This is a genomic window from Microcoleus sp. C2D2 (genome assembly GCF_036702495.1).
Classification (GTDB): domain Bacteria; phylum Cyanobacteriota; class Cyanobacteriia; order Cyanobacteriales; family Microcoleaceae; genus Microcoleus.
The window spans coordinates 20,810-39,903 of record NZ_JAUBTO010000071.1 but is presented as its reverse complement, the minus strand read 5'-3'; the positions used below and the strand labels follow the sequence as shown (position 1 = coordinate 39,903).

The following is a 19,094-nucleotide window of genomic DNA, read 5'->3' as shown; positions in this document are numbered from 1 at the left end:
GTAGGGGCGGGTTCACCAATAATATTTGCCAAAAACGGACAATCTCACAAACCCGCCCCGGCAATTGTATTATGGGCGAACGATCGGACAGGATATGAATTATAATCCATCGGTAAAATTGAGGTTGCCAAAGTAATTGTTTTTATAATAAAATTGACCAAGTAACAACTAGAAGTTATTATACAATATAGCCGAATGTTGTAAATTTATATTAACATTAAAATTAACAGCAAACAAGGAGAATCAATATGCTCATTCAAGAACAACCAGTCCAGTCTAAACAAATGACCCTAGACGAGTTTCTGGACTGGTATCCAGAGGGTCAAGGTCGCTTTGAACTACATGATGGAGCCGTTATCGAAATGCAAGCAACTGGAACACACGAACAGGTGGGGGGTTTCCTAGCCCTCAAAGTAGGCGTTCAGATTGAACGTTTGGCTTTGCCCTATTTCATTCCCCGCCAAGGAATTATTAAGGCTATTGATTCTGATAAGTCTGGCTACAGCCCAGATGTGATGGTGTTAGATTGGCAACAAATCGAAACGGAACCGATGTGGAAAAAGCGCTCGACTATTACCCGAGGTGAAACAATCCGTTTAGTCATCGAAATCGTGAGTACGAATTGGCAAGATGACTACTTGATAAAGTTAGCAGAATATGAAAAATTGGCAATTCCTGAATACTGGATTGTCGATTATTTAGGGTTAGGCGGCAGAAGATATATTGGCAACCCCAAGCAACCAACCATTTCCGTAAACCAATTGGTTGACGGTGAGTATGCAGTTAATCAGTTTAGAGGTGATGATGTGGTGCGATCCCTTGCCTTCCCCGATTTAAACTTAACTGCAGAACAGATTTTTCAGGTGGGGCAATAACTAAATCAAGTTTTGCGAACCAAAATACAGGCGGTACAACTCGCAGCTTAGCGTACAGCGGTTGTTATCGATATGAATCAGCCCCATACTCATTAATTTAGAAGCTACTATCGGATCTAATTCCACGCCGGGATCAGATTTTACCACTTGTTTAAGTGCAACCGCAAGTTCGGGAAACTCTTGCAATGTCGCCCAAAAACTCCGCAAGTAATCTTTATAAATTCCCCCTAGGGTGGGAGCTTGTTGTAGTAGCCGATCTAGCGTTAAACTGTTTTGACAGAGATGGTAAAGAGCTAGCCGTACCAGATAAGGATGTCCCCCCACCATTGCCATCAGTCGCTCGGGATCGCGGCTATCTGTCCAATCCAGTCGGTGACGCTGGGCTAAAGCAAGTATTTGCTCTTCTGTAAAATAGGGCAATTGCAGCGGCAAACCGACATTAAAAGGCGATTCAGTGAGCTTTAAAGGAATATAAATTTCTGTGGAGTGAAGAACTATTAACCGCAGTTTTGCCAAAGTTTTAATCCGCTTTGCTTCTTCATGCCAGCTTCGCAGCAGTGGCAAAAATTCTCGGGCAATTTTTGGATACTCGAAAATTCTATTTACTTCATTTAAAGCTAAGACTAGAGGTCCATTTATTTCTGCTAATACATATTGTTGCAAATAGATAGTACAGCTTACTTTGCTACCCATATCTTCATCCCAATAATCATCTAATAGAGGTGGCAATTCTAGGTAACGGCTGATGTTGGCACAAAACCAGCGCAAGAATTTATCTAGGTTGTCTACAACAGATTCCTCGGCTTGCTGAAAATCCAAACTTACAGTTCGGCAGCCAAGAGAATTAGCGCGATCTAAAATCCGTAGCAGGAGGGAACTTTTACCCATCTTCCTGGGAGCTTTAACCCGCAGAACACTTCCAGGTTTGGCAATCTCTTGATAGGCGAGTTCTTCAATTAGCGGGTGATGGATATAAAATGGCGAACCGAGGGGTACGGGAGAGCCGGGATATTCTAAAAGTGTTGCTACGCATTGGCTGCGGATGGATTCTTGAATTAATACTCGTTCCTCAGCATTTAGGGAACGCGATTCTAGAGAGGAACGAAAATTTGATTTGCTAATAGGTTTCTGCAAGATTTCAGAGAGAGATTGCCACAAGCCGGAGGCGATGTTTCTGAGATAATGCTCTCCGTAATTAGAGGTAGATGCGATGCTTGTATAAGTCTTTCCTTCCCAAACTTGGCGGAGTATGATTTCTTGTACTGGATGTAAATCTTTTTGCAATCGGGCACGAATTAGCTGTAGTACCTCATCTATCGTCATAAGTTGCAATTATTCCGTAAGTGTATCCTTGATATTATCACTTATGATTAACTCTAAAGCCGATCGCCTATTTGATTGCGACGCCAGCCTATAGCGATATTTCTCAGGGGATAACAGGTAAAATCCGTTCAATATCACCGAAGCGCACCAATATCAATAAAGGATGCACTGGTAACTGAGCGCCACAACCCAATTTCAAGAGGTGCTGGTGGGGTTCCCTTTCTGGTAGCAGCGGTCACTTTTTCTTGCTCGTGGACCAAAATGTCATGCAGGTGTCACAGTTGGTCGTGAAGCCACAATTAAAGATGTGACAGTTAACCTTGCCAAAAATTAGTAGATTGATGTTAATTTAATTCAATGTAGTTTCATAGGGCTGCATCTACTCCTCACAAGTGTTAAGTCCAACAGCATAATTCTTCTTTTTGTGCCAGCAGGTTTTTAAATTTTCCTGTAAGCCCTCTTAAAAAGATTAGCAAGTAACCGAGTTGATGTGATGCAAATGGTTCATAAAATGTTTTCTAATTATTTTATTCCTCACGGTCATTGCTATTTGTGGAGGCCTGGGTTAGTAGGGCTCCACATTTTGTCCGATGCTTTGATTGCCGTGGCTTATTTTTTGATACCGATCGCGCTGATTTATATTGTCAATAAGCGGAAAGACGTGCCGTTTGACTGGGTTTTCATGCTGTTTGGCTCTTTTATTATCTGCTGCGGCATTACCCATATTATGGAAATATGGACGCTGTGGCATCCTAATTATTGGTTCTCTGGTTTTCTCAAAGGGATTACGGCGCTGATTTCGCTATGTACAGCAGCAGTGCTGGTGGAACTCATCCCAAAAATCTTGGCTATCCCCAGTCCCGATCAATTGGCGGCGGCAAATTTGGCTTTACAAAAAGAGATTGGCGATCGCAAACAAGCTCAGGAAGCACTCTCAGAATTAATGCTGGAATTGGAAAAACGGGTTATGGAGAGGACCCTCGCTTTAGAAGTTGCTAATGAACTTTTGCAACAGGAAAATCGCGATCGCTTCTTGGCCCAAAATTCATTGCGGCGATCGGAAGCTAAACTGCGAGAACAAACTCATCAGCTAGAGAACACTCTGCAACAACTTAAAGGCGCCCAAGCTCAACTCGTACAAAATGAAAAAATGTCGTCTTTGGGGCAAATGGTAGCTGGCGTTGCTCACGAAATCAATAACCCTGTTAACTTTATTTATGGCAATCTGATTCCGGCTCAGGGATACATTAAAGACCTTTTGGAATTGATTAAAATTTATCAAGTTTATTACCCCACTCCTGCGCCGGAAATTGCAGACAAGATTCGCAGGATAGAACTCGATTTTATTTTAGAAGACCTGCAAAAACTTTTTGGTTCGATCAAGATTGGAGCAGAGCGGATTAGCGATATTGTTAAATCTTTACGCACCTTCTCTCGCTTAGACCAAGCCGATATGAAAAAGGTAAATATCCATGAAGGTATCGACAGCACTTTAATGATTTTGCAACACCGCTTGAAAGAACAACCAAAACGTGCGCCTATCCAAGTTATTAAAGAGTATGGAGATTTGCCCGAGTTGGAATGCTACGCTGGACAGCTTAACCAAGTATTTATGAATATTTGTTCTAATGCTATTGATGCTTTAGAACAGATGGCGCAGCAGGGAGAAGCGACCAAACGCTCTTGGCAAAAAAGATTCCCTGACCACTTACTATATACCCATTGCCAACTGCTAACAATTCGCATCAGTACGCTTTTAGTTGATGGCAAGTGGGTGGAGATTCGCATTGCTGATAATGGGAATGGCATAGATTCTGACGCACTCGCTAAAATTTACGATCCCTTTTATACGACCAAACCTATCGGTTATGGTACGGGTCTGGGTTTGGCGATTTCTTATCAAATTATTCAAAGCCATGAAGGTTTTTTGCACTGCACTTCAGAGGTGGGGAGAGGAACTGAGTTTATCATTAAAATTCCTTGTAGATCGCCCCTGTGCGATCGCCATTTTGCCCCAAAGCAAGCTGTTATGAACAATTATTGTTGAGGCGGTAATAAATAATTCCGAATTAGGCGATAATTTTCGATTTTTTTGACTTTTTTGCCTCCTAAGTTAGGCATCATCAAATCCATCTTATATGCCAATAGCAAATATTATGTGGGAATTCGTCAAAAATATCTTTTCTCCTACTCAGTATATGCCGCACGGTCACTGCTATCTGTGGCAAACGCCTTTGGTGTGGCTGCACGTCACCGCCGACTTTTTAATCGCGATCGCCTACTATTCAATTCCGGCGATGCTGATTTGTTTTGTTTTTAAGCGGCGCGATGTTCCTTTCTTAAAAATATTTGTTTTATTTGGCGCATTTATTATTCTTTGCGGCACGGGTCACTTGTTAGAAATTTGGACGCTGTGGCATTCCGCTTATTGGCTGTCGGGGATTGAAAAAGCAATTACTGCACTGTTTTCTTGTTACACAGCCGGATCGATGGTAACGCTATTACCCCAGTTTTTATCATTAAGAACTCCCCAAGAATTAGAAGAAATTAATCTTAAGTTGCAGCGGGAAATGGCCGTGCGTGAAGAGGCAGAACTAGCTTTACGCTGTGCTTATGAAGATTTAGAAATTAAAGTGCAAGAGCGTACCGCACAGTTGAGACAAACCAACACTTGCTTAGAAATGGAAGCTCGCGAGCGCCAGCAAGCCGAGTTAAAATTGCGATCGGTCACCGAACGCTTCCAATATTTACTGGCGACCACTCCTGCGGTAATTTTTAGCTGCCAATTAGGCGGGAACCATGAGGTAACTTTTGTCAGCGAAAACATTGTTTCAATGATTGGTTACGAAGCACAAGAATTTATTAATGGTTCCCTTGATTGGCATAGCCTCATTCACCGCAAAGATCGAGAAATTGTAGATAATGCCTTCGCTCAGATATTGGAAAAAGAATCGATTTCCTACGAATACCGCGAACTGCACAAAGACGGTAGTTATCGCTGGATATACGATGAGGTTAAGTTGGTCAAAGATGCTGCTGGCATACCTGTAGAGTGCGTTGGTTATGGAGTAGATATTACTGCTCGCAAACAGGCGGAACTAGCCTTGCAGCAACAACTAAAAAGGGAGCGGCTCGTGAATTCCATTCAAGAGCGGATTCGTTCCTCTCTTAACCTAGAAGAAGTGATGACAATGGCTGTGGAAGAAGTGCGGCAGTTTTTGTCAACAGACAGGACTGTTATTTACCGCTTTAACCCAGATTGGAGTGGATTTATCGCCGTTGAGTCGGTAGCAGCCGATACGATGCCGATTTGGGGAATTGAGATTAATGATTGTTGCTTTCGAGAAGGCTACATTTCTTTTTACCAGCAGGGACACCTTCGCGCCATCGACAATATTTATACCGCAGGTATTTCAGAGTGCCACATTAATTTACTGAGGCAATTTGAAATTAAAGCTAACCTCGTGGTTCCCCTTTTGCAAGGTGAAAATTTGTGGGGGCTACTCATTGCTCATCACTGCCGCAGTCCAAGGCATTGGGACTCTTCGGAGATAGAATCTCTCAAGCAAATTTCTGTGCAGCTAGCAATTGCCATCCAGCAATCCACTCTTTTTGAACAAGCCCAAACAGAAATTGTCGAACGCAAATTGGCAGAAGCAGCATTACAACAAGCTGTCGTAGCTGCTGATAAAGCTAACCGCGCCAAGAGCGAATTCCTTTCTTCTATGAGCCACGAATTGCGGACGCCCCTGAATGCCATTCTCGGATTTAGTCAGGTGATGGTGCGCGATTCCTCTCTAAACAATCAACACCAGCAGCACGTAGAAATTATTAATCGCGCCAGCGAACACTTGCTTTCTCTAATTAATGACATTTTGGAAATGTCCAAAATTGAAGCTGGCAGAACTAAGCTTAATGAAAGCAGTTTTCATTTAATCGAACTGCTAGAAACCTTAGAAAAAATGTTCCGATTGAAAGCTGTATCTAAGAAATTGCAGCTAAATTTTGAAGTGGCTGATGGCGTACCGCACTTTGTTAAGGGAGATGAAGGTAAATTGCGCCAAATTTTGATTAATCTATTAGGAAATGCGATCAAATTTACAGAGACGGGTAGCGTTACCTTGCAAGTGAAAATGAAGGTAGAAGAAAGCTTGGCGGTTGAAAAAGCAGAGTTTACGGACATACAAACAAAACCCGCCGACGCGGGTTCTAATCATTACGAAAGCTTGGCGGTGGAAACCGCAGAGTTTATGCGCCTACAAACAAAACCCGCCGACGCGGGTTCTGAACAGTCCTCGCATGGGGACTTTGATTGTGTAGATGCGAATTCTATTCGCCCGGTATTTTTACAAAAGTCGGAATTTTTACGCCTTCAGTTTGAAATTGAAGATACTGGTCCTGGCATTGCCGCAGAAGAGATGAATAAGTTATTTGAACCCTTCGAGCAAACACAAACAGGTCGTAAATCTCAACATGGGAGTGGATTAGGTCTACCAATTAGCCGCAAATTTGTACAAATGATGGGAGGAGATATTACTGTCAGCAGTACGCCTGATTTGGGAAGTAAGTTTGCATTTGATATTCAAATCAGATTGGCCGATCCTACCGATGTTAAAATGCTTAAACCGCAGAAAAAAGTAATTGGTTTAGCACCAAATCAACCAGAATACCGGATTTTGGTGGTTGACGATCGCGCAGATAACCGCCTAGTCTTAGTAAGATTATTGTCGTCCATAGGCTTACTGGTCCGAGAAGCTGAAAATGGTCGAGAAGCTGTTGCTGTATGGGAGGATTGGCAGCCGCAACTGATCTGGATGGATATGCGGATGCCGGTGATGGATGGCTACGAAGCCACAAAACAAATTAAAGCTCATCCTCTCGGAAAAACAACCGTGATTATTGCTCTCACTGCTAGCGCTTTTGAACAGGAACGAAAAAGTATTTTAGCTGCAGGCTGTGATGATTTTATAGCTAAACCCTTCGAGGCAAAGATATTATTTGCTAAAATGGAAGACTTTTTAGGAATCCGCTACGTTTACGAGGAACCAGTTGATACAAATGATACAAAACTAGAAAAGGAAAGCGAAATTAGCGGAGTTTCCAGCAATCAAGCTGTAGCATCACAACTCTGTCAAATGCCTCTGGAGTGGGTGGAGAAGATATCTACTGCTGCCCAAGAATGTTGCGACGATAAAATTTTTCAGTTGATTGAGGAAATGCCTAGAGAATTGGCTCCTGCTTCACAAAATTTAACTACTTTAGCGCATAATTTCCTATTTGACGATATTATAGAGCTAGCGAAATATGCAGTTACGGCACGTCAGCGTTAATATCTTGTAGCTACTAAAAATACCGTGCTCACATGAACAGCAATCAATCTCCTACAATTCCCGCCAGCATTCTAATAGTTGATGATACCCCAGATAACGTGCGACTTTTATCTATAATTTTGACCGCACAAGGGTATCAGGTTCGTAAAGCGCTGACTGGGCAAAGGGCGATCGCTACAGCGCAGGAGTTTCCGCCGAATCTAATTCTGCTGGACGTGATGATGCCTGAGATGAATGGATATGAGGTGTGTGTACAGTTGAAAGCTTCACCAAAAACCAGTTCTATTCCCATCATTTTTTTAAGCGCCTTAGATGACGTTTTAGATAAGGTGAAAGCCTTTGATGTGGGAGCCGTTGATTATATTACGAAACCTTTTCAAAATAAAGAAGTATTGGCACGAGTGGCAAATCAGTTAACAATTCAAAGTCAGCAAAAGCTACTTCAAGAGCAAACGCAGCAATTAGAAGAAGTTGTCGAACGTTTGCAAAACGAAATTAAAGAGCGGGAGGGGGTGGAGCTAGCTTTACGGCTTGCTCAACAAGAATCCGATCGTTTATTGCTAAATATTTTACCATCCGCGATTGTTGAAAATTTGAAAAAAGGCGACGGTGCTGCTGCCCAGAGATTTGAGTCAGCAACAGTCCTATTTGCCGATATTGTTGGTTTTACGTCTCTTGCTGCCAGAATTTCAGCTCTAGAAGTGGTAAATTTCCTCAACCAGATTTTTTCAAAGTTTGACGAACTAACTGAAAAACACGATTTGGAGAAAATTAAAACGAGTGGGGATGCTTATATCGTAGCAGGGGGGGTGCCGGTGCCGAGGGCAGATCATGCAGAAGCGATCGCGAATATGGCCTTGGATATGCAGGAAGTAATCGCTGATTTTAAAACTGACACTGGCGAATCTTTTCAAATACGGATTGGCATTAATACAGGCCCAGTAGTTGCTGGCGTCATTGGCACTAAAAAATTCATCTATGACTTGTGGGGAGATACTGTTAATGTTGCTTCTCGGATGGAATCTCAAGGATTACCGGGGTATATTCAAGTTACTACTGCTATTTACGAGCTGTTAAAAGATCGGTATGTATTTGAGGAAAGAGGGGCGATCGCGGTTAAAGGTAAAGGAGATACGATCGCCTATTGGCTAAAGGCTAAAAAAGATGATTCGGCGGTTGCAACCTATTCTTGTCACACGAAGTCCACTCCTAGCGAACTAAGAGAGTACCCAGAGGCCCGACTTTTTTAAGAGAAGTCGGGCTTCTAACGCAGCAGCTACCGATCGACGTCGCACTAATCCTTAAAAAATGAAAATAATTTGCAGTTGCCAATTGGTATTTTCCCCGACGATCTCAATGCGATCGATAAACTCTCGAAAATAGAACCTGCGTTCCGATTCCGACAAGTCCAGCCAAAATTGGGGAAGAGAAACAGTTTGAGCTATTTCTCGCAAATTCACTGGCGGCAGTTGCGCTAATTTGCTTTGCAGTTGGGCAATTTCCGTGCGGATTTTGTAGGCTCTAAACTCTGCCGTTTCTGTGTCTAAAATGCCACTTTCAATCAGGGCGGGAAGTTGCTCTAGGATTTCTTGTTTCGATGCGATAGCCCGTTTAGTCCCTGCTTTGATTCCGTTGATATCCGGCATTTGCAGCGCGGCGACAGCAGCGGGTAAATCCCGACAGATTCCTTCAATGGTTGATTGCAATATTTCTTGGTAGGAAAAGCCGCTACATTTAGGCTGGGACAGACAGTTAATCGGCCGCAAATAAAGGTATTCTCTATCTTTGCGGTAGGAGGTGACTTTGGCAACTGTCATGGGCGATTTGCATTGCGCACAAATGGCTAAACCTGCGAGGGAACGCGGGGCGCTGGCACTGCGGGGAGAAAGGCGGCGGTTGCGGCGCAGCAATCTGTCTATTTGGGCGGCTTCTTCTCGGGAAATAATCGGGACGTGGGTATTAGAAATTACTTGGCCGTTTTGATATGCCAAATCGCCTCGGTAGGCGGGATTTGTCAGCCAGCGGCGGCCTGTGCTGACGGAGATTTTTTTGCTGTATTTCTTGGCTAAATACCGCACGGAACCTCGCAAGGAACCGTAGATTAAAAAGTGTTCAAAAAAGTCTTTGACGGCGGCGGCGGCCGATCGATCGATCGTGTAGCGCTCTTTGCCGCGCCGGTAGCCGTAGGGAGCCTTACCCGGTGGAATCCGGGATTTGATGCGGTTGCGGGCGTGTCCTTTGCGAATGCTGCGGCTGTGTTGGCTGCGCTGAAGTTCTGCGAGGATTTGCAGCAAGTTTTTGCGGTTTCGCGGTTCTGTTTCTGCTTGTACGATGATTTCGACGCCGAGGTTTTCGAGTTGGGCGAGGTGCGAACACACTTGCTGTAATGTGTCGCCGAGTTCTTCAAAGCGCTGAATTAACAGGTATTTGACTGGTTCTGTTTGGCAGTCTTTGAGGAGTTGTTGCAGTTGTTGCCGCCCTCCTAAGTCTTGATATATTCGATCGACCTCTTGACCCCAAATTTCCGGTGCTGGTGCTGCTTCGAGTAGCGGTTCGGTGTAAGAATAGGCGATGATTTTCATCTGTTACTCGCTGAGTTCGATGATGTTGCCGTCGGGATCTTGGGTAAATAATGCCGCTCGACCTGACGCGCTCATTTGGAACGGGCAATTGTGAGCAATTAATTGTTGTTTTGCTGCCTCGAAGTTGGCAACAGAAAATGCTAGATGTCGGTTGCGTCCTAATTTTTCATTGTCTACGGCATCTGGTATAATTGTTGCAGCTAAAATTAGGTGTATCTGGAAGTTGCCGATTTGATACCAGATACCGGGAAATTTTAAGTCTCGATCGATTTTTGGCAGTTTTAGTACGGTGCTGTAAAAGTGTTGGGATTGTTCCAGGTTGGAGATGAGTATGGCGCTGTGGAGGGATTGAGTAATTTGCATTTTTGTTGGGTATTTTTTTTTTATTTTAACCGCTGATGCAGGCTGATGAGCGCTGATGAACGCAGATTGGTTGATGTTTGTTCAGTTTTGGATATGATAACATTGTCAGTTGCTCTTAACCTATCCAAAAATGTAAATAGGTCATGGGAAAAAACCATAATATAAAATCTGTAATTGTAGGGGCGCGTTTAGTTAGAGTCTATGGTACCAGCGAGTTTACTACTGCCAAACCCGCCCTCTCCTCATGTTATATTTATTTGTACCCACTTACTTATAAATCATGAAAGGCTAACAAGTATTGTGGGCTGGCGTCCGGGGGGGAGTTTGACTGTGGGTTGGCATGGGGGCGAACAGCAGGTTGGACAATTGGCGGCTTGCTGTGCTGCTAAAGCTGGAGTGGTGGCGCTCACAAAGGCGATCGCAGATGAAACAAAAGGTACTAATATAACTGCTAATACTGTCCTCCCCAGTGCGATCGATCCTCCGACAAATCGATGGCAATGGGTTCGGAAAATGCTCACCAATGCGTGAAACCTCAATCTCTAGCTCAAGTAATTTGCTTTCTTGGTTCGGAAGCTGGCCTTTGATGTTCGCGGCACCGCTATGGCGGTTTACGACAGCATTTGAAAAGTTAATCAACCTACTGTAAACTGCCCGCTGGGAGTGTCTTTAACAATGGTTTCTCAAAAACGTGCGATCGCCTCCAGATCGAGCAAATTCCGTCTCCGCAATGTCTTGGTGGTTCCTTTTGTGCTCCAAATTTTGGCTGCTGTTGGCTGCGTTGGCTATCTCTCTTACAGAAACGGAGAGCAGATAGTCAACGATATTGTTAGTCAGTTGCGGCACGAAGTGAGTTCGAGAGTTTACGAACGCGTCCAAACCTATCTGGAAGCTCCGCCACTGGTGAATCAAATCAATCAGGATGCTTTACCTTTGGGGGTGTTGAACTTTGACGATTTGGAGCAAGCTCGACCCTATTTTTGGAAACAAGTTCTGCAATTTAAATCGATCGGCTACGCGGGAATTGCCAACGAAAAAGGTCAGTACCTGCGTGTGGGTTGGGTAAATCGGCTGGTTGGGCTTGAACAACCTCAGCTTGCCCAGCAACTAATTCCGGGGGGTGGCGACTTGATATATTACAACCTTGACGGTAAGGGAAACCCGACAACAATCGACAAAAACACGCCCAATTATGACGTTCGCACGCGCCCTTTTTACAGCGTTGTTGTTGAGAAGAAACAGGCAGCTTGGAGTGAAGTTTATATTAATTTTGGCTACGATACGCTGCAAATTAATGCGAGTCTACCCTATTACGATGCCGAAGGGAAACTAATTGGCGTGCTGACTTGCCAGATGGGGCTCGATCAAATTCGCCACTTCCTGCAAACCTTAAGGGTGGGTAATTCCGGTCAAGTATTTATCATAGAACTCCAGGGTGAGTTAATAGCCACTTCGGTTAAAGAACAGCCTCTTTCGGTAGGAACCGGCAAAGATACAAAGCGGATAAAAGCACAGGAAAGCAGCAACCCGCTGATGCGTCAAAGTGTGGTTTATCTGCTCGATCGATTCAAGCGTTTGGAAGACATCGATCAAACTGTTCAACTTGACTTTAAGCTGAACGGTGAGCGGCAATTTCTCCAAGTTTCTCCGCTAACTGACAAGTACGGTCTCAATTGGCTGATTGTAGTAGTAGTTCCTGAAGCCGACTTTATGGCGCAAATTTATGCTAACACTCGCCAGACCATTTTGCTGTGTATTGTGGCTCTAATTGTCTCTGTTGGAGTGGGTATTCTCACCGCTAGCTGGATTACTCGCCCCCTGAACCAAATTGCTCAAGCTTCAGAATATCTAGCAGGTGGTGTTCTCAACCAGAATGTTGATTCCAGTCGGATTTTTGAAATTAAAACTTTAACAAATTCCTTTAACAGCATGGCGATACAACTGCAAGAATCCTTTGAAAATCTAGAAGATAAAGTCAAAGAACGCACCTCTGAACTCGCCACAGCTACTCAAGAAATTGCCGCTCTCAACCAGCGCCTGAAAGCGGAAAACCTCCGCATGAGTTCCGAACTCGATATCCTCAAACAAATGCAGCAGTTAATTCTGCCCACACCTGCGGAATTAGCAGCAATTGAAGATTTAGATATTGCCGGATTTATGGAGCCAGCCTCGGAAGTAGGTGGTGATTATTACGACGTACTTTGTACTAACGGGGTTGTCACGATTTGCATCGGCGATGTCACCGGACATGGCTTAGAAAGCGGTATTTTAATGGTGATGACTCAAGCTGCTGTCCACACTCTTCAGGAAATGCCAGAATCCGACCCGGTGCGCTTTTTAGATACCCTCAACCGTACTATTTATAAAAATGTCCAGCGCATGAACTCGGAAAAAAATCTGACGCTAGCTCTGCTCAACTACGCCGATAGCACAATTAGTATCAGCGGTCAACATGAGGAAATTCTTCTGGTCAGGAAAGGCGGTGAAATCCAGCGGATAGACACAATAGATTTAGGATTTCCGCTCGGCTTAGATGAGGATATTTCCGAGTTGATCGGCCATGTTTTAATAGACTTAGAGCCGGGGGACGGGGTGGTGCTGTACACCGACGGCATCACGGAAGCCAGAAACACCAGCAAAGAATTCTACGCACTCGAAAGACTCTGTGAAGTGGTTTCTCAAAACTGGCATTTGAGCGCGGAACAAATCAAGCAAGCCACCATCGAGGATTTGCGAGAATTTATTGGAGAAGAAACGGTATTTGATGACATTACTTTGCTAGTTTTGAAGCAAAAGGGAAATATTGTGTATAATTTGTGATTGACTGTCATCAACCCGGTTTATAACATCGCTCTTGGATTTAGTCGGGAACCATGGAAGCACAAACCGGATTTCTCGATCCGCCAGTGTAAGCTGTAGTAATTTACAGCGAGCGAGTGAAACAATTTTGCGCTCCCAGATTCGGGAGAAGAAATTATGAAACCCCAAATAAATGTAGCAGAATATACATCTACAGAAAAAATCAATACCCAGCTACAGGATTTGATGCAAAAACTTGAGGAAGTAGAAGAGGAAAAAAATAGCTATGAAACTTTAGTAGAAATTATCACGGAACACTCCACAAATCTGGAAAACCAGATGCGTGATAAAAATCGAGAGATGCAGACTTACATTCAGCAGGTCAAAAAGGTGATAGATGCAGCTATTGCTGTGAAAAATAACTGCTTTGAACCCGAGATATTGTCAGATGTGGCAGCGCGTAGTGATGCACTGGGAGAACTGGCACAGGTATTCTCGCATATGGTGGAAACCGTGAAAGCGCGGGAACAGGAATTAGAGAAAATTTTGCAGGGCTATGGGCGTTTTATTCCCGATGAATATCTCCTATTTCTCGGCAAGCAGAGCATTGTTGATTTCCAGCTTGGAGATCACGTGAGCAAAGAGATGGCAATCATGTTTTCCGATATCCGTTCGTTCACCACGATGGCGGAGCAAATGACTCCTCAAGAAAACTTTGACTTCATCAATACCTATTTACAGCGAATTAGTCCCGAAATTCGCAATCACAACGGTTTTATTGTCAAGTATATAGGAGATGGAGTGATGGCAGTTTTTCCCGAGGGCGTTGATGATGCTATTCAGGCAGGAATTGTGATGCTGGAACAGTTGCAAGAATACAATCAAAGCCGTCAAATAAATGGGTACATACCGCTGAATATTGGCATTGGTATTCATGTCGGTGATACAATGGTGGGGATTATTGGAGACGCGAACCGGATGCAAGCCGATGCGCTGTCCGATCATGTCAATCTCACGGCGCGTCTGGAAAGTTTAACTAAGTATTATGGCGTATCTTTATTAATTTCAGGAGATGTGGTACAACGTTTGAGCCAACCAGAAAAGTATCATATTCGATTTTTGGATCGGGCTATTGTCAAAGGTAGACAAGAAGCGATTACTGTTTGTGAGGTGTTAGATGTTGAACTAGAACCAGTGCGATCGCTCAAAATTCAAACTGTGCCTATTTTTGAGGAAGGACTCGAACAATATTCTCAGGGGAATTTTGCTAATGCCAAAGTTTGTTTTGAACAAATAGTGGCGATAAATCCCGCCGATCAACCCAGCCAACTTTACCTAGAACGCATCCAAACACTGTTAGAAAATAGTATCCCCGCTAACTGGAATGGCGTGTGGAAATTTACCCAGAAGTGACATAAAAATTAATTGAAGGCATAAAAATAATGACATCTGGAAGCTTACAAACGGTGACAGAAATCTGTGGAGAATTCATCGATCAATTTCCTCCCGAGCACGACTCCCTAGAACTTACTTTTACGCCGAGCTCTCGTCCCATCAAGCAACGCTGGCGCAACAACAGGCTTTCAGCTCATTTTGTAGCCGATTATTTGTCTAGCTTTCTACCGATGGACGCAGAGGATGCTAGCAGCAAGAAACGGATTAAACAAAGCAAGGGAGTTGTGAGCTATGTCGCCAACGAACTGTTAGAAAATGCGATAAAATTTAATAAAGATGATACGAATTACAAAGTCAAATTTGGCATACACTTTATTTGTGGAACAGAGGTGACGGCGGTTATTTTTGCCAGTAATACTGTCAATTCAGAAGGGGCGAATAAGTTTAAGGAGTTTATTAAAGAAATTCTGGCTTCCGATCCAAATGAACTTTATTTGCAGCAGGTTGAAAAGAATGCTGAATCTGAAAGCGACACCTCGGGATTGGGATTGCTGACTATGATTAATGACTATTCAGCTAAGATAGGTTGGAAATTCGAGCCAAGGGCAGAAAGTGATACGATCGCTGTTACGACTGTGGTTCAAATTAGGGTCTAGTTTCAACCTGTTCAATATTTACTCTCTTGTGCGATTTCAGTATTTTATTCAGGGAACTAAAGAATAATGGGCATTCAAGAAATTAAAGGTAAAGATTACAGCATTCTGTACGATCGAGAATCAGTCACAGTCTGTTTCCAAGGCGAACTCAGCCTGGGCGGGCCAGCAGAGTATGCACCGATAGCCGAATTGTTAGATGAGGTCGCAAATCGCGAACCGCCTACTATTACCTTGAACCTAAAAAACTTGAAATTTGTTAACAGTTCTGGTATCAGTATGCTGTCTAAGTTTGTCATTAGCGTCCGGAAAAAGAAAACGATTCAGCTTTTGGTATTGGGTTCAAATGATGTTCTTTGGCAACAGAAATCTCTCAAAAATTTAGAAAAGCTGTTGCCAACTTTAAAGCTAGAATTAGCGTAGGATATGTGTAAATTTTCATTACAGTTAATACAGGCGGGACGGCCGTCGCACAATTAACATACATAAATTTGGATGTTTGTAAATTGCTTAAGTTTGCTGTACCGGCAGTTCAATGATAAACTCGGTTCCCTTGGAGGGTTCAGACTCGCACCTGAGCGTTCCTCGGTGATTGTCTACTAAGATTTTGTAGACAATAGACAATCCTAAACCAGTACCTTTACCGATTTGCTTGGTGGTAAAAAACTGCTCGAACATTTGTTCTTTTATCTGTGGTGTCATTCCCGCTCCCGTGTCAGCAATCCGCACTCTGACGCGATCGGGCCCAGCTAATTCTGTGCCGATCGAAATTTTTAGCACAGCATCGGGCTGATTTTGTGCTACCTCGTCCAAAGCATCGATCGCGTTGGTAAGTAGATTCATAAATACTTGATTGAGCTGTCCGGCATAACACTCTACAGCCGGCAATTTTCCATAATTTTTAACTACTTGAATGTCGCGACGGTCTATTTGAGAATTGAGACGGTTTCGCAAAATTAACACGGTGCTGTCAATGCTGTCGTGCAAATCGCATGGGGTCATGTTACTGTTATCTGTTCGCGAAAAGCTGCCCATAGATTTGACAATTTCGCGAATGCGATTGGAACCCATTTGCATGGAAGACATAACTTTAGGCAAGTCTTCAACTAGAAAATCAAGATCCATCTCTTCGATTTGAGCTTTGATTTCGGGACAGGGATTGGGACAGTATTCTTCATAGAGACGCAGCAGGTGTAGCAAATCTTGAATATAAATTTCCGCATGGCTCAAGTTGCCGTAAATGAAACTAACTGGGTTATTAATTTCATGGACGATACTAGCCATTAGCGCTCCCAGGGAAGACATTTTTTCTCTGTGGAGGAGTTGAGCTTGAGTTTGTTTGAGTTCGCTAACTGCGCGCTCGAGTTCGGCCGCTTGAGCTTCCGCTTTCGCGGTAGCAGCACAACTTTCTTGATAAAGTTCAACCTGTTTGAGGTCGATTTCAAATTGTTCGATTTCGCTTTCTTGCTGGTATTGACTCACCACGGCATCGAAAGCTTCTAGCAATTCCCCGCCCGCAGCTTCGACAATGTACAGCAGATGGGGATTTCCCAACCTGAGTTCGGCATCGGGAACTTGCATGAATGCTTTAATTCGATCGATATATCCGCGGACTTGTTTGTCTAGATACAGTGGCGCCTCAAAATACATTGCCTCGACGCTTAATGAAGGGCGATTCACTAAGCTGATGCTGCTGCCAGTATTAATTAAGTCGCGATGCGATTTTTCCATAAGCTCGATCGCCTCTAACAAATTCCCGCGCAGTTTTTCTCTTTCTGCCGCATTCGAGGAGCAAACTAACCTCATGCAAAAAAAAGCCGTTCGTTGGGAAAGCATTCGCTGGCGACCGCTGATATTAATTACCGCCGCACTAATTTTTCTGGCTGTCGTAATTTCTTCCAGATTAAAGTAGTTCTTCAGTCTCGCCATTATTGGTAATGCCCCCGACTCAACTAAATGTCTGTAGCTTTTGCTGACACAAGATTTGAGAGCCATAAAAATTTTTTGTACAATACACTAACCAATATATTCTATTTTTCATACTAAAGCAGTATCCTAAAACACAATTATTTTCAATTTGAAGCTTATCACAATTTTCCGGATTCGGCTTTTTGCACAGTTTTTCTTAATAATCCAAAAATTTACTAATCAACTTGGCCGTGATTTGAGCTTGAGTTTGCGGCAACCCGTTAGTGGAATTGGGAATAATTGCTAACTCGGCCCCGGATATCTCGTTGGTGTAGGTTTGACAGTGCCATAGAGGAATTCTTTCGTCGCTATCTGCTGCGATGACTAAGGTAGGAATTTGCAGTTGGTGAATTTCTTTTTCTACTGTATCAACTGCGTCTTCCGGCCGCATCAGGCTCATTAAAAATGACCTTGCTACTGGTTGAGACATTAACTCCCTGCGCACCCGGAAGTTTGCTGCAATTTCTCACTTTTTCCCGCTAAACTAGCAAAAGGTTTGGCTAACTGCAAGGCCCAATCCATGCCTGGGGTTTCCCACAGCAGCGGTCGCAAAGCATCGTATTGACCGCAAAAACTGTCGTCCCGAATTCCCGCTGGTGCTGCTAACACTAAACTGCTGACAGAATTAGGATATTTTAGGGAATATGCAGATGCCACCGGGCCGCCAAAAGAATGTCCGATGATGCAGCATGGTTCGATATTTAGTTGTTCTACAACTTGTCGCACAAAAGCAACTTCTACAGCTACATCGTAGCGGATTTCTGGTTTGCTGGAGTCTCCAAAACCCAACATATCTAAACTAATGCACCGCAACTGAGATTGCAATAACTCTATCAATGGCAGCCAGCAAGTCTTTTCTCCGAAGAAACCGTGCAGCATCAATAAGGGTCTGCCACACCCGATGTTGAGGTAGGCGGCTGTTTGGCTGGTGCTATTGACAAATGTACTTAATGTGTGCTTGTGTCCTACAAGTGCTTGAGACTGCATGGGCGATCGACTCCTGAGAGGTAAGATCGATTTGTAAACAATTGTAACAAAACAGCAGTTGAAAGGTTAAACTTCATTACGGAGTAGAGAATTAGAAATATAGCGTGATAGTCTCTATTATTATTAGAAAATGCTGCAAACTCAAGGCAGGAGAACACTTTGAACTCTACTTTAAAACAGTACCCGGCTTGCTCTCTTCGCGAAGATGTCAGTGAGTACGTAGCACACCTACAGCTTCACATGACTTTACAAGCTCGCAACTTGCTCCCTACCATTACCACCGCTAAAGATAGTCGCGAACAACTGTTGCAGCAGACTCAGGCTCATTTTGAGAAACGAGTTTCTCGACAAGCTCTTTAAAGAAATTTTACGATCGCCCGCGGTCGATCGTATTTTCCCAAATTTCAGCATCGCAGAAACCCGGTATCTTCAAAAATACCGGGTTTCTTTTCGGCTAATTAGGCTAAGGGGCCGGGTTTTCGGTAATATGCGTTGGGCGTGCTTGAGTTTTATGTCTATGCGAATTCCAATTATTGCACTTTTGACTTTGGCGGCGCTCGCGGGCGGTGAATTGGCGGCGCGGGCAATAGATCCGAGTGCCGCACCGACTGAGGCCCAGTTTAGAGAGGGAACCGCAGAAATTGACAGACCAGATGCCTGTCCCACAAGGGCACAGACGGAGGATGAGGTGAGTCTCACATCTGGCACCATTCTCAAGAACGGGCAAGATGCCCGTTCCACAGATGAGGTGAGTCTCACATCTGGCACCATTCTCAAGAACGGGCAAGATGCCCGTTCCACAGATGAGGTGAGTCTCAC

At 43.8% G+C, this 19,094-nt stretch carries 16 protein-coding genes and 1 pseudogene; 11 read left to right on the top strand and 6 right to left on the bottom strand.

What is annotated here, in order from left to right; translation table 11 throughout:
* Positions 1 to 248 precede the first annotated feature (248 nt).
* On the top strand, positions 249 to 875 hold the full coding sequence (locus QUB61_RS21840; RefSeq protein ID WP_333126670.1) for a Uma2 family endonuclease: 627 nt from the start codon (positions 249 to 251) through the stop codon (positions 873 to 875).
* On the opposite strand, the gene QUB61_RS21835 is transcribed toward QUB61_RS21840, so the two are convergent.
* The gene (locus tag QUB61_RS21835; RefSeq protein ID WP_333126667.1) at positions 876 to 2,198 is read right to left on the bottom strand and encodes an AAA-like domain-containing protein; all 1,323 of its coding nucleotides are present in this window, start codon (positions 2,196 to 2,198) and stop codon (positions 876 to 878) included.
* 493 nt (positions 2,199 to 2,691) lie between these two features.
* Here QUB61_RS21835 and QUB61_RS21830 point away from each other — a divergent pair, with 493 nt between their 5' ends.
* The 3 genes from QUB61_RS21830 (at position 2,692) to QUB61_RS21820 (ending at position 8,778) form a co-directional block, all read left to right on the top strand.
* Positions 2,692 to 4,245 carry an ATP-binding protein gene (locus QUB61_RS21830; protein WP_333126664.1) on the top strand — a complete coding sequence of 518 codons (1,554 nt, stop codon included), beginning with the start codon at positions 2,692 to 2,694 and terminating at the stop codon, positions 4,243 to 4,245.
* A 151-nt stretch (positions 4,246 to 4,396) separates the two neighbouring features.
* On the top strand, positions 4,397 to 7,528 hold the full coding sequence (locus QUB61_RS21825; protein WP_445300206.1) for a response regulator: 3,132 nt from the start codon (positions 4,397 to 4,399) through the stop codon (positions 7,526 to 7,528).
* Positions 7,529 to 7,560: 32 nt separating this feature from the next.
* Positions 7,561 to 8,778, top strand: a complete 1,218-nt coding sequence (locus QUB61_RS21820) for an adenylate/guanylate cyclase domain-containing protein (protein ID WP_333126661.1) — start codon at positions 7,561 to 7,563, stop codon at positions 8,776 to 8,778.
* Between the two features lie 51 nt (positions 8,779 to 8,829).
* Here the strand turns inward: QUB61_RS21820 and QUB61_RS21815 are convergent, their stop codons facing one another.
* The gene (locus QUB61_RS21815) at positions 8,830 to 10,110 is read right to left on the bottom strand and encodes a recombinase family protein (protein WP_333126658.1); all 1,281 of its coding nucleotides are present in this window, start codon (positions 10,108 to 10,110) and stop codon (positions 8,830 to 8,832) included.
* A 3-nt stretch (positions 10,111 to 10,113) separates the two neighbouring features.
* Positions 10,114 to 10,473 carry a VOC family protein gene (locus QUB61_RS21810; RefSeq protein WP_333126656.1) on the bottom strand — a complete coding sequence of 120 codons (360 nt, stop codon included), beginning with the start codon at positions 10,471 to 10,473 and terminating at the stop codon, positions 10,114 to 10,116.
* A gap of 300 nt (positions 10,474 to 10,773) precedes the next feature.
* Here QUB61_RS21810 and QUB61_RS21805 point away from each other — a divergent pair, with 300 nt between their 5' ends.
* The 5 genes from QUB61_RS21805 (at position 10,774) to QUB61_RS21785 (ending at position 15,743) form a co-directional block, all read left to right on the top strand.
* The gene (locus tag QUB61_RS21805) at positions 10,774 to 11,004 is read left to right on the top strand and encodes an SDR family oxidoreductase (protein ID WP_333126654.1); all 231 of its coding nucleotides are present in this window, start codon (positions 10,774 to 10,776) and stop codon (positions 11,002 to 11,004) included.
* A 144-nt stretch (positions 11,005 to 11,148) separates the two neighbouring features.
* Positions 11,149 to 13,293 carry a SpoIIE family protein phosphatase gene (locus QUB61_RS21800; protein WP_333126652.1) on the top strand — a complete coding sequence of 715 codons (2,145 nt, stop codon included), beginning with the start codon at positions 11,149 to 11,151 and terminating at the stop codon, positions 13,291 to 13,293.
* Between the two features lie 156 nt (positions 13,294 to 13,449).
* A complete protein-coding gene (locus tag QUB61_RS21795; RefSeq protein ID WP_333126648.1) occupies positions 13,450 to 14,685 on the top strand; it encodes an adenylate/guanylate cyclase domain-containing protein in 1,236 nt (411 codons plus the stop codon).
* A gap of 29 nt (positions 14,686 to 14,714) precedes the next feature.
* A complete protein-coding gene (locus tag QUB61_RS21790) occupies positions 14,715 to 15,323 on the top strand; it encodes a DUF6272 family protein (protein ID WP_333126645.1) in 609 nt (202 codons plus the stop codon).
* 66 nt (positions 15,324 to 15,389) lie between these two features.
* Positions 15,390 to 15,743, top strand: a complete 354-nt coding sequence (locus QUB61_RS21785) for a slr1659 superfamily regulator (protein ID WP_333126642.1) — start codon at positions 15,390 to 15,392, stop codon at positions 15,741 to 15,743.
* A gap of 87 nt (positions 15,744 to 15,830) precedes the next feature.
* Here the strand turns inward: QUB61_RS21785 and QUB61_RS21780 are convergent, their stop codons facing one another.
* The 3 genes from QUB61_RS21780 to QUB61_RS21770 all read right to left on the bottom strand — a co-directional run bounded on the left by QUB61_RS21780 (position 15,831) and on the right by QUB61_RS21770 (position 18,275).
* Positions 15,831 to 17,315, bottom strand: coding sequence for an ATP-binding protein (locus QUB61_RS21780; protein ID WP_333126638.1), 1,485 nt, complete (start codon positions 17,313 to 17,315; stop codon positions 15,831 to 15,833).
* Between the two features lie 130 nt (positions 17,316 to 17,445).
* Positions 17,446 to 17,718, bottom strand: a complete 273-nt coding sequence (locus QUB61_RS21775; protein ID WP_333126636.1) for an alpha/beta hydrolase — start codon at positions 17,716 to 17,718, stop codon at positions 17,446 to 17,448.
* Positions 17,718 to 18,275 (bottom strand): alpha/beta fold hydrolase, encoded by a 558-nt coding sequence (locus QUB61_RS21770; RefSeq protein ID WP_333126633.1) that lies wholly within the window; start codon positions 18,273 to 18,275, stop codon positions 17,718 to 17,720. Before QUB61_RS21770 ends, QUB61_RS21775 begins: the two co-directional genes overlap by 1 nt.
* 159 nt (positions 18,276 to 18,434) lie before the next feature.
* Between QUB61_RS21770 and QUB61_RS21765 the strand changes: the two genes are divergently transcribed.
* The gene (locus QUB61_RS21765) at positions 18,435 to 18,635 is read left to right on the top strand and encodes a hypothetical protein (RefSeq protein ID WP_332959381.1); all 201 of its coding nucleotides are present in this window, start codon (positions 18,435 to 18,437) and stop codon (positions 18,633 to 18,635) included.
* Positions 18,636 to 18,792: 157 nt separating this feature from the next.
* A pseudogene (locus tag QUB61_RS21760) lies at positions 18,793 to 19,094 on the top strand (BamA/TamA family outer membrane protein); the annotation flags it as partial.

Bases quoted from the DNA above. Each gene is read 5' to 3' on its own strand.
- QUB61_RS21840 (WP_333126670.1), top strand. From the start codon at position 249: ATGCTCATTCAAGAACAACCAGTCCAGTCTAAACAAATGACCCTAGAC.
- QUB61_RS21835 (WP_333126667.1), bottom strand. From the start codon at position 2,198: ATGACGATAGATGAGGTACTACAGCTAATTCGTGCCCGATTGCAAAAA.
- QUB61_RS21830 (WP_333126664.1), top strand. From the start codon at position 2,692: ATGCAAATGGTTCATAAAATGTTTTCTAATTATTTTATTCCTCACGGT.
- QUB61_RS21825 (WP_445300206.1), top strand. From the start codon at position 4,397: ATGCCGCACGGTCACTGCTATCTGTGGCAAACGCCTTTGGTGTGGCTG.
- QUB61_RS21820 (WP_333126661.1), top strand. From the start codon at position 7,561: ATGAACAGCAATCAATCTCCTACAATTCCCGCCAGCATTCTAATAGTT.
- QUB61_RS21815 (WP_333126658.1), bottom strand. From the start codon at position 10,110: ATGAAAATCATCGCCTATTCTTACACCGAACCGCTACTCGAAGCAGCA.
- QUB61_RS21810 (WP_333126656.1), bottom strand. From the start codon at position 10,473: ATGCAAATTACTCAATCCCTCCACAGCGCCATACTCATCTCCAACCTG.
- QUB61_RS21800 (WP_333126652.1), top strand. From the start codon at position 11,149: ATGGTTTCTCAAAAACGTGCGATCGCCTCCAGATCGAGCAAATTCCGT.
- QUB61_RS21795 (WP_333126648.1), top strand. From the start codon at position 13,450: ATGAAACCCCAAATAAATGTAGCAGAATATACATCTACAGAAAAAATC.
- QUB61_RS21790 (WP_333126645.1), top strand. From the start codon at position 14,715: ATGACATCTGGAAGCTTACAAACGGTGACAGAAATCTGTGGAGAATTC.
- QUB61_RS21785 (WP_333126642.1), top strand. From the start codon at position 15,390: ATGGGCATTCAAGAAATTAAAGGTAAAGATTACAGCATTCTGTACGAT.
- QUB61_RS21780 (WP_333126638.1), bottom strand. From the start codon at position 17,315: ATGGCTCTCAAATCTTGTGTCAGCAAAAGCTACAGACATTTAGTTGAG.
- QUB61_RS21775 (WP_333126636.1), bottom strand. From the start codon at position 17,718: ATGTCTCAACCAGTAGCAAGGTCATTTTTAATGAGCCTGATGCGGCCG.
- QUB61_RS21770 (WP_333126633.1), bottom strand. From the start codon at position 18,275: ATGCAGTCTCAAGCACTTGTAGGACACAAGCACACATTAAGTACATTT.